The 9648-nt window shown below is 71.8% G+C and carries 9 protein-coding genes and 1 pseudogene; 3 read left to right on the forward strand and 7 right to left on the reverse strand.

The features are described from left to right. Positions 1-94: 94 nt before the first annotated feature. On the reverse strand, positions 95-493 hold the full coding sequence (locus HMPREF0591_RS01790) for a hypothetical protein (protein WP_007166676.1): 399 nt from the start codon (positions 491-493) through the stop codon (positions 95-97). Positions 494-709: 216 nt separating this feature from the next. Here HMPREF0591_RS01790 and HMPREF0591_RS01795 point away from each other — a divergent pair, with 216 nt between their 5' ends. Beyond that, the gene (locus HMPREF0591_RS01795; RefSeq protein ID WP_007166677.1) at positions 710-1417 is read left to right on the forward strand and encodes a PadR family transcriptional regulator; all 708 of its coding nucleotides are present in this window, start codon (positions 710-712) and stop codon (positions 1415-1417) included. Between the two features lie 147 nt (positions 1418-1564). On the opposite strand, the gene glpK is transcribed toward HMPREF0591_RS01795, so the two are convergent. Continuing rightward, entirely contained in the window at positions 1565-3031 is a 1467-nt protein-coding gene (gene glpK, locus HMPREF0591_RS01800) for a glycerol kinase GlpK (protein WP_050789999.1), read from the reverse strand. A gap of 137 nt (positions 3032-3168) precedes the next feature. On the opposite strand from glpK, the gene HMPREF0591_RS01805 reads away from it, so the two are divergent. Both HMPREF0591_RS01805 and HMPREF0591_RS01810 read left to right on the forward strand, forming a co-directional pair. Continuing rightward, positions 3169-4641 (forward strand): glutamate-cysteine ligase family protein, encoded by a 1473-nt coding sequence (locus HMPREF0591_RS01805; protein ID WP_007166679.1) that lies wholly within the window; start codon positions 3169-3171, stop codon positions 4639-4641. 20 nt (positions 4642-4661) lie between these two features. Next, positions 4662-5342: a class I SAM-dependent methyltransferase gene (locus HMPREF0591_RS01810; protein WP_007166680.1), complete on the forward strand. Its 681-nt coding sequence runs from the start codon at positions 4662-4664 to the stop codon at positions 5340-5342. A gap of 3 nt (positions 5343-5345) precedes the next feature. On the opposite strand, the gene egtE is transcribed toward HMPREF0591_RS01810, so the two are convergent. The 5 genes and pseudogenes from egtE to HMPREF0591_RS01835 all read right to left on the reverse strand — a co-directional run. Then, positions 5346-6494 (reverse strand): ergothioneine biosynthesis PLP-dependent enzyme EgtE, encoded by a 1149-nt coding sequence (gene egtE, locus HMPREF0591_RS01815; protein WP_007166681.1) that lies wholly within the window; start codon positions 6492-6494, stop codon positions 5346-5348. Then, on the reverse strand, positions 6491-7456 hold the full coding sequence (gene egtD, locus HMPREF0591_RS01820) for an L-histidine N(alpha)-methyltransferase (protein WP_007166682.1): 966 nt from the start codon (positions 7454-7456) through the stop codon (positions 6491-6493). Before egtD ends, egtE begins: the two co-directional genes overlap by 4 nt. Further along, positions 7453-8166 carry an ergothioneine biosynthesis protein EgtC gene (egtC, locus tag HMPREF0591_RS01825; protein ID WP_007166683.1) on the reverse strand — a complete coding sequence of 238 codons (714 nt, stop codon included), beginning with the start codon at positions 8164-8166 and terminating at the stop codon, positions 7453-7455. Before egtC ends, egtD begins: the two co-directional genes overlap by 4 nt. Then, positions 8166-9479: an ergothioneine biosynthesis protein EgtB gene (gene egtB / locus HMPREF0591_RS01830; RefSeq protein WP_007166684.1), complete on the reverse strand. Its 1314-nt coding sequence runs from the start codon at positions 9477-9479 to the stop codon at positions 8166-8168. Before egtB ends, egtC begins: the two co-directional genes overlap by 1 nt. Next, positions 9458-9648 (reverse strand): annotated as a pseudogene (locus HMPREF0591_RS01835) (ergothioneine biosynthesis glutamate--cysteine ligase EgtA); the annotation flags it as partial. The gene egtB and the pseudogene HMPREF0591_RS01835, both read right to left, overlap by 22 nt.

Consider the following 9648-nt stretch of genomic DNA (forward strand, 5'->3'; position numbering starts at 1 on the left):
CAGACCGCCCCGTGGCCGGGCGCCGCTCCGCCGCCGCAGGCCCCGCCGAGCGCCTCGCCGGGTGGTTTCTCGCCGCCCGCCTGACGGCCCCGCACTAACCGGAGACGCTGGCCGCCATCAGGACGACGTCGGCTATCAGCAGCGCCCATCCGCACAGCGGAACGGCGATGCCGCCGCGGCGCTTCGCGGTGAAAAGCGAGATGACGATGACCACGACCGCGACGGCGGGGGCTCCGTAGAACGCGACCCCGAAATTGATCCCGCCGTGGCCCAGGTTGGGGCAACTGCGCTCACTGCAGCCGTCGGTGCTCATCACCGCGCCGAGCGCAAAAAGCATGACGATGGCGGCGGCGGGCACCGTGGCCAGCGCCAGCCCCCAGTTCACCCACAGCCACACGTTGCGGCTGCCGCTGCCACGACCGCTGCCACCCTGCGCGGCGCCGGCCGCGGTGGAGGTCCCGCCCATCGCCACGTTGGAGTTATCAGCGTTCATCCCAGAGTTCCTACCCGCCCCCTGTCGAGCGCAAACCGGGCCGGGGCGCCGGGCCCCGACCCGCGCGCCGACGGCCCGACTCCGCAGCTCAGCGGCCCTCGCGCGCGCACCGGGCCGCACCGACCCGATTTCCGTCGTTGCATCGCGATAGTTTCCGATATATCGTGATACTTCGGAGCGCGTGGTGCGCTTCCCGTTCAGACGTAAGGAACAAACATGAACAATCCATTCACCCCCGCGGGCGGCCCGTTCGCCGGTGGCCCCGGCTTCGGCTTCGGTCCCGACACCCAACGGCGCGCCCTGCACGGCGCGCGGCGACGCGCCCGCCAGGAGTTCTTCGAACACCTCCGCGAGCACTCCCCCGGCCACGACGGCCCGCTGGGCTTCGGTCCCGGGTTCGGCCCGGGCTTCGGCCCCGGATTCGGTCCGGGGTTCGGCTTCGGGCCCGGCGGCCGGCGCGGCGGATGGCGCCGCGGCGGTCCGGGTCGCGGCAAGCGCGGCGACGTCCGCGCCGCCATCCTGGCGCTGCTGGCCGAGCGGCCGATGCACGGCTACGAGATGATCCAGCAGATCGCCGAACGCAGCAACGGGATCTGGAAGCCCAGCCCGGGCTCGGTCTACCCGACGCTGCAGCTGCTGACCGACGAGGGTCTGATCACGGCCAGCGAAAGCGAGGGCAGCAAGAAGCTCTTCGAGCTGACCGACGAGGGCCGCGCGGCGGCCGAAAAGGTCGAGACCCCGCCGTGGGACGAGATCGCCGAGGGCGCCGACCCGGGTCACATGAACCTGCGGGCCGCCATGGGCCAGCTGTTCGGCGCGGTCGCGCAGGCCGCGCACACCGCCACCGCCGACCAGCAGCAGCGCATCGTCGACATCCTCAACAATGCGCGGCGCGAGGTCTACGGCATCCTCGGCGAGGACTGAGCCCGGCCGCCCTCCGCTCCCCGCTCTCCGCTCTCCGCTCTCCGCTCTCCGCGAGCGTCCGCAAATGTACGGCCGTACCGGCGTGTCGCGGTACAGACACGGGCGCTCGCGGGGGCGGGGGGTTGAGGTGGCGCGGCGGGCGGGGCGCTAGGTGACGTCCACCCAATCCAGCGTCCGCTGCACGGCCTTGCGCCAACCCGCGTACCCCGAGGCGCGCTGCTCGTCGCTCCAGGCCGGCGTCCAGCGCCTGTCCTCGCGCCAGTTGGCCCGCAGGTCGGCCGGGTCGGCCCAGAACCCCACCGCCAGGCCCGCCGCGTAGGCCGCGCCGAGCGCGGTCGTCTCCGCGACCACGGGGCGCACCACGTCGACGCCGAGCACGTCGGCCTGGATCTGCATGCACAGGTCGTTGCCGGTGACACCGCCATCGACCTTCAATTCCTCAAGGCGCACACCGGAATCCGCCGCCATCGCGTCCACCACGTCGCGGCTCTGGTAGCAGATCGCCTCCAGCGTCGCGCGGGCCAGGTGCGCGTTGGTGTTGAACCGCGACAGCCCCACGATCGCGCCGCGCGCATCGGATCGCCAATAGGGCGCGAACAGCCCGGAAAACGCCGGGACGAAATAGACGCCGCCGTTGTCGGCGACCTGACGCGCCAGCGACTCGCTCTGCGCGGCGCCGCTGATGATGCCCAGCTGGTCCCGCAGCCACTGCACCGCGGCGCCGGTCACCGCGATCGAGCCCTCGAGCGCGTACACCGGCTTGGCGTCGCCGAACTGGTAGCAGACCGTGGTCAGCAGCCCGTTCTTCGACCGCACGATGGTCTCGCCGGTGTTGAGCAGCAAGAAGTTTCCGGTGCCGTAGGTGTTCTTCGCCTCGCCCTCCGACAGGCACACCTGGCCGACCATCGCCGCGTGCTGGTCCCCGAGCATCCCGGTCACCGGCACCTCGCCGCCGAGCGGGCCGGCCGGCGCGGAGACGCCGTAGGGCTGCGGCGACGACGACGGGGCGATCGCCGGCAGCATCGCGCGTGGGACGGAAAAGAACGACAACAGCTGGTCGTCCCAGTCCAGGGTCTCCAGGTCCATCAGCATGGTCCGGCTGGCGTTGGTGACGTCGGTGACGTGCACGCCGCCGCGCGGCCCCCCGGTCAGGTTCCACAACACCCAGGTGTCCGCGGTGCCGAACAGGGCGTCACCGCCCTCGGCGGCCTCCCGCACCCCGTCGACGTTGTCCAGGATCCACTGCAGCTTGCCGCCGGAGAAGTACGTCGCCGGGGGCAGGCCGGCCTTGCGGCGGATCACGTCGCCACGGCCGTCGCGTTCGGCCGCCGACGCGATCCGGTCGGTGCGGGTGTCCTGCCAGACGATTGCGTTGTAATAGGGCCGCCCGGTGCGCCTGTCCCACACCAGCGTGGTCTCCCGCTGGTTCGTGATTCCCAGCGCGGCAAGGTCTTTCGCGCTCAGATTCGCGCGGTTCAACACCGACATCAGCACCGAGGAGGTGCGCTCCCAGATTTCGACTGGGTCGTGCTCGACCCAGCCGGCGCGGGGCAGGAGCTGTTCGTGCTCGAGTTGATGGCGGGCCACTTCGGCACCGTCGTGATCGAAGATCATGCAGCGGGTGCTGGTGGTTCCCTGGTCGATCGCGGCGACAAACTCGGACACGTCAGGAGTCCATCATGGTCTGGGTGGACTCGACAAGCTCACCGCGTCGCTTGCTTTACCGCCGGTAACCCTGTTCCATCGGCGGTGTGGGCGAAGAGGTCAAACGCACCACGTACAACGACGCGCATCGGCGGGAATACCGGCGGAAGCTCCAGCTGTGCCTGGATGTCTTCGAGACGATGCTGGTGCAGTCGCGCTTCGACTCGGCCAAGCCACTCACCGGCATGGAGATCGAGTGCAACCTGGTCGACGCCGACTATCAGCCGGCCATGTCGAACCGCGAGGTGCTCGACGCCATCGGGGATCCGGCGTTCCAGCCGGAATTGGGCGCCTACAACATCGAATTCAACGTGCCGCCGCACGCCCTGCCCGGGCACACCACACTGGATCTCGAAGGCGAGGTGCGGGCCAGCCTGAACGACGCCGAGACCAAGGCGGGCGTCGGCGGTGCGCACATCGTGATGATCGGAATCCTGCCCACGCTGATGCCCGAACACCTGGCCACCGGGTGGATGAGCGACTCGCGGCGCTACGCGGCGCTCAACGAGTCGATCTTCACCGCCCGCGGCGAGGACATCCCGATCAACATCTCCGGCCCCGAGCCGCTGAGCTGGCAGGCCGTGTCGATCGCGCCCGAATCCGCTTGCACCAGCATCCAATTGCACCTGCAGATGGCCCCGGAGGCATTCCCCGCGAACTGGAACGCGGCCCAGGTGGTGGCCGCCCCGCAGCTGGCGCTGGGCGCCAACTCGCCGTACTTCTTCGGCCACCAGTTGTGGGCCGAGACCCGCATCGAGCTGTTCACGCAGTCCACCGACACCCGCCCCGAGGAGCTCAAGTCCCAGGGCGTGCGGCCGCGGGTGTGGTTCGGCGAGGGGTGGATCACCTCGGTCCTCGACCTCTACCACGAGAACATCCGCTACTTCCCGCCCTTGCTGCCCGAGGTGTCCGACGAGGATCCGGCCGCCGAGCTGGCCGCCGGGCGGACCCCGCGACTGTCAGAATTGCGGCTGCACAACGGCACCGTCTACCGGTGGAACCGGCCGGTCTACGACGTGGTGCACGGCCGGCCCCATCTGCGGCTGGAGAACCGGGTGCTGCCGGCCGGGCCGACCGTCGTGGACATGCTGGCCAACTCGGCGTTCTTCTACGGCCTGCTGCGCAGCCTGTCGGAGGGCGACGATCCGGTGTGGGGGAGCATGGATTTCGCTGCCGCACAGGCGAATTTCCTTGCGGCCGCGCGCGACGGCATCGGCGCCCGGCTGCACTGGCCGGGACTGGGTGACGTGCCGGCGACCGCACTGGTGCTCGACACGCTGCTGCCGATCGCCGACGAGGGACTGCGCCGCTGGGGCGTCGACGCCGAGGTGCGGGACCGGTTCCTCGGCGTCATCGAGGGCCGCGCGCGGACCGGCCGCAACGGCGCCAGCTGGCAGGTGTCCACCGTGCGCGCGCTGGAAGACAAGGGCATCAACCGGCCCGCGGCGCTGGCCGAGATGCTGCGCCGGTACTGCGAGCACATGCACGCCAACGAGCCGGTGCACACCTGGGAGTCCTGACCGCGGGTACGTTGAAAACCATGACGGGCGATCAGGTTATGGACTGGGACGGCGCATACCGCGAGCAGGCGCACTTCGAGGGGCCGCCGCCGTGGAACATCGGTGAGCCGCAACCCGAGCTGGCCGCCCTGGCCGCGGCCGGGAAGTTCCGCAGCGACGTGCTCGACGCCGGGTGCGGGGTCGCCGAACTGTCGCTGGCGCTGGCCGCCCAGGGCTACACCGTGGTCGGCGTCGACCTCACGCCGACCGCCGTCGCGGCGGCCACCAGGGCCGCCCGGGAGCGCGGGCTGACCACGGCCAGCTTCGCCCAGGCCGACATCACGACGTTGTCCGGTTACGACGGCCGGTTCTCCACGATCGTCGATTCCACGCTGTTCCACTCCCTGCCGGTCGAGGGCCGCGACGGCTACCTGAGCTCCGTTCACCGCGCGGCCGCGCCGGGCGCCGCCCTGTTCGTGTTGGTGTTCGCCAAGGGCGCGTTTCCCGCCGAGATGGAACCCAAGCCCAACGAGGTCGACGAAGACGAACTCCGCGCGGCGGTGGGCAAGTACTGGGAGGTGGACGAGATCCGGCCCGCCTTCATCCTGTCGAACGTCGTCGACATTCCCAACGCGCCCTTCGAGTTTCCGCCCCACGACCGCGACGAGAAGGGCCGCGTGAAGATGCCGGCCTACCTGCTGACGGCGCACAAGGCGGGCTAGGCCTCAACCGGACGTCGCCGCCGTCGCGGCGATCAGCGCCTCGGCGAAGGTCTCCACGTCGTCAGCCGTGGTGTCGACGTGCGGCGAGATCCGCAGCACCGGCCCGGCCAGCTCGAGCGGCGCCCGCTGGACGCCGACGAAGGTGGTCAGGATCGCCCGCTCGGCGAGCAGCCACGAGCGCACCGCCTGCGGGTCGGCGCCGTCGACCGGGGCCAGTGTGGTGATGGCGCTGGGCTCGTCGACCTCTTCGACCACCGCCCACCCGGCCACGTCGGCCAGCGCCGTGCGGCTGGTGGCGCCCAGCTCGGCCAGCCGCGCGCGCACGGCCTGCGGGCCGTACGCGAGGTGCTCCCCCAGCGCCATCGAGAAGCCGACGCGCGCAGCGACGTTGGCCTCGCCGAACTCGAGTTGCTGGGCGACGGTGAACGGGCCCGCGAGCCAGTCCGGCGCCGCCAGCCTCGGACGCAGGCCCGCCATCAGCTCGCGGCGCACGGCGAGCGCCCCGACACCGCGCGGCCCGGCGATCCACTTGCGCGACGACGCATAGGTCACGTCGGCGCCGACGGCGCAGTCCACCTGGCCCAGCGCCTGGGCGGCGTCGACGATGAGGGGCAACCCCAGCTCCCGGCACAGCTCGGCGATCATCGGCAGCGGTTGCACCACGCCGCTGTGGCTGCCGACGGCGGTCAGGTGCACGAGGTCGGGTGGGTCGGCGTGAAGCGCCAGCGCCGCGTCGTCGAGCGCGATCCGGCCGTCCTCCAGCACCGGTAGCAGCCGACGGTCGAATCCGTGCGCGGCCAGCAGGGCGAGGTTGGGCCCGTATTCGCCGGGCAGGCACGCCACCGTGCGGCGGTCCGCCGGCCAGCCGCCCAGCAGCAGGTCGAGCGCGTTCAGGGAGCCGGTGGTGAACACCACCTCGGCGTCGGGCATGCCGGCCAGGGCGGCGAACGCGGCGCGCCCGGCGTCGAGCGCGGGCGCCGCCGCCTCGGCCGCGACGTAGCCGCCGACTTCGGATTCGTTGCGCGCGTGCTGGTTGGCGGCGTCGATCACCGCGAGGCTCTGCCGCGAGCACGCCGCGCTGTCCAGGTGCAGCCCGGCCGCCGGCAGGCGGGCCGCCCGCCAGCGGTCGGCCAGCGCGGCGCCGGCCGTCACTTCACGGCCAGCGACAACCCGAAGTCGCCCGCGGCGTCCGTCCACCACCGGGTGCGGCGCAGCCCCACCCCGTCCAGTTCGGCGCTCACCCCGTCCGGGCGGAACTTGCACGACACCTCGGTGAGCATCTCCTCGCCGGCCGCGAAGTCGACGGTCAGGTCGAGCGCGTCGACGCGGACCCGCTGCGGGCGGTCGGCGCGCAACCACATCTCGATGCGTTCCTCCTCGGCGTTCCAGCGCGCGACGTGCTGGAACGCCTCGACGTCGAAATCGGCGTCGAGTTGCCGGTTGATCACCGCCAGCACGTTGCGGTTGAACGCCGCCGTCACCCCGGCCGAGTCGTCATAGGCCCGCACCAGCCGGCCGGTGTCCTTGACCAGGTCGGTGCCCAGCAGCAGGCTGTCGCCCGGCCGCATCTGGGCGGACAGGCTGGAGAGGAACTCCGCGCGCGGGCCGGGCGTCAGGTTGCCGATCGTCGAGCCCAGGAACACGAACAGGCGCCGGCCGCCGGCCGGGATCTCCGTGAGGTGTTCCTCGAAATCCCCGCAGACCGCGTTGATTTCGACGCCCGCGTACTCGCGCTGGATGGCCGCCGCGGCCGTCGACAGGATGCCCGCGTCGACGTCGAAGGGGACGAACCTGCGCAGCGCTCCGCGGTCGCGCAGCGCGTCGAGCAGCAGCCGGGTCTTCTCCGAGGTACCGCTGCCCAGCTCCACCAGGGTGTCGGCCCGGCTGGCGGCCGCGATTTCGGCCGACCGCGCACGCAGGATCTCCGCCTCGGCCCGGGTCGGATAGTACTCGGGCAGCCGGGTGATCTGATCGAACAGGTGGCTGCCCAGCGAATCGTAGAACCACTTGGGCGGCAACGACTTCGGTGCTTGTTGCAGGCCGTCGAGGACGTCGCGGCGCAACGCCTGGTCAGCGGAGTCGGCGGCCAGGTGGTTGGACAGGGTCAGCGTCATCGATAACCTTCCGGGTGATCCAGCGGGGTCAGCACGACACCCGCCGCGGTGACCTCGACGAGGTGGCGGTCCGGCACGTCCTCCCAGCCGGAGTCGTTGTCGTAGGGCTCGCTGGCCAGCACGACGCCGTCGGGGCGACGGAGAATGGACAGCGTGTCGCCCCAGGCCGTCGCCAACAGGCGAGAGCCGTCGGCGGCCAGGACGTTCAGCCGGGCGCCCGGGTCGGCGGCGGCGATCTCGGTGATGGTCTCCCCGAGCGCGTCGAGCCCGCGTTCGAAGATGACGGCCGCCAGCAGCGCACTGTCACAAACGGATTCGGCCCGCGTCGTCACCGGCAACACGGCGCGGTCGACAATCCCGTTGTGCGACAACAACCACCGGCCGTCGGTGAACGGCGCCGTGGCGCTGACGTCGATCGGCATGCCGACCGTCGCCGAGCGCACCGCGGCCACCACGCAGTGGCTGCGCAGCGCCGGCGCGACCGACTCGAACGACACGTCCCCCCACAGCGGCGCCTGGCTACGCCAGCGGCGGGGCACTTGGCCGTGCGCGGAGCGGTCGAAGAACCCGACCCCCCAACCGTCGGCGTTGAGCAGGCAGTGCTTCTGCCGGCGCGGGGCATACGACTGCACCCGCAGGCCGCAGGGCGGGTCCAGCACCAGCGAGGACACCGTCACGTCGGTCCCCAGCCAGCCAAGGTGACGGCACATCAGGCGGCATCCTCGACGTCCCAGGCCAACCGGACGCCGGAGAAGATCTGGCGCCGGATCGGATGGTCCCAGTTGCGGAAGCTCGGCCGCAGGATGGCGGGCTCCACCGCCCAGGAGCCGCCGCGCAGCACCCGATAGTCGCCGTCGAAGAACGGCTGCGAGTAGCGCTCGTAGATCATCGGGACGAACCCCGGCCAGGGCCGCAGCGGCGAGGCGGTCCACTCCCACACGTCGCCGAGCATCTGCTCCGCCCCGTACGCGGAGGCGCCGGCGGGGTAGGCGCCGACGGGCGCGGGGCGCAACGCGTCGCCACCCAGGTTGGCGAGGTCCGCGGACGGCGGCTGCGCGCCCCACGGGTAGCGGCGCCGGCTTGCGGTGGCCGGGTCCCACGCGCAGGCCTTCTCCCATTCCATCTCGGTGGGCAGCCGCGCGCCGGCCCAGGCAGCGTAGGCCTCGGCCTCGAAGTAGGTGACGTGCTGCACCGGCTCGTCGGCGGGGATGTCCTCGGCGTGGCCGAACCGGGTGCGGGTGCGGGTGTCGGCACTCCAGAACTGTGGCGCGGCCAGGCCCGCGCGCTGCCGGTGCTCCCAGCCGCGTTCGGACCACCAGCGCGGCTCGCGGTATCCGCCGTCTTCGATGAAATGCCGCCATTCACCGTTGGTGACCGGCACCCGGCCGATCCGGAACGCCGGCAGCTCGACGACGTGGGCGGGACGCTCGTTGTCCAGCGAATACGGTTCGCTCGCGGCGTCCACGCCGAGCACGAACGGGCCGGCGGGGACCGGCACCGAGGTGCCGGCCAGCCCCGCCCGGCCGGTGGGCAGCGCGGCCTTCTCGCGCAGCAGCGGCGCGCCGCTGCGCAGGTTCAGCGCCTGCAACATGGTCTCGTCGTGCTGGTTTTCGTGGCTGATCACCAACGCGAACGTGAAGTCGTCACTGTCCCGCGGCAGGGCGTCGAGCGCGTCGAGGACGGCCGACCGCACCGTGCGGCAGTACGCCCGCGCGCGGTCGGGAGACAGCAGCGGCAACTCGACCCGGCTCGCGCGGGAATGCACGAAGGCGTCGTAGAGGCCCTCGACGGCGGGCGGCAGCATGCCGGGCCGGGCGGGGTCACCACCGCGCAGCAGCCAGAACTCCTCCTGCTGACCGATGTGCGCCAGGTCCCACACCAGCGGGCTCATCAGCGGGTCGTACTGCCGGTACAGCTCGTCGTCGTCGAACTCGACCAGTTGGAGCGTCCGCGCCCGCGCCCGCGCCAGATCGTCGGCGAGACCTGCCCGAGAAGTCGAAGTCACAGCCCCCCTTGCGGGCATCGCGCCGCCTCGGCGACCGTGGCCGCGATGCCGTGTTCGATCACCCGGTCGGAGAAGTCGTCGCCGGGAGACCGGCCCCGGTCCACGGCGTCGACCAGCCGCTGCATGGAGTCGACCAGCCCGGGCGGTGCCAGCCGCGCGGCGGCGGCCACGCACGCGGCGGCCGCGG

Source organism: Mycobacterium parascrofulaceum ATCC BAA-614, from assembly GCF_000164135.1.
Taxonomy (GTDB): Bacteria; Actinomycetota; Actinomycetes; order Mycobacteriales; family Mycobacteriaceae; genus Mycobacterium; species Mycobacterium parascrofulaceum.

Bases quoted from the DNA above. Each gene is read 5' to 3' on its own strand.
- HMPREF0591_RS01810 (WP_007166680.1), top strand. From the start codon at position 4,662: ATGACGGGCGATCAGGTTATGGACTGGGACGGCGCATACCGCGAGCAG.
- HMPREF0591_RS01795 (WP_007166677.1), top strand. From the start codon at position 710: ATGAACAATCCATTCACCCCCGCGGGCGGCCCGTTCGCCGGTGGCCCC.
- egtC (WP_007166683.1), bottom strand. From the start codon at position 8,166: ATGTGCCGTCACCTTGGCTGGCTGGGGACCGACGTGACGGTGTCCTCG.
- egtB (WP_007166684.1), bottom strand. From the start codon at position 9,479: ATGCCCGCAAGGGGGGCTGTGACTTCGACTTCTCGGGCAGGTCTCGCC.
- HMPREF0591_RS01790 (WP_007166676.1), bottom strand. From the start codon at position 493: ATGAACGCTGATAACTCCAACGTGGCGATGGGCGGGACCTCCACCGCG.
- glpK (WP_050789999.1), bottom strand. From the start codon at position 3,031: ATGATCTTCGATCACGACGGTGCCGAAGTGGCCCGCCATCAACTCGAG.
- egtD (WP_007166682.1), bottom strand. From the start codon at position 7,456: ATGACGCTGACCCTGTCCAACCACCTGGCCGCCGACTCCGCTGACCAG.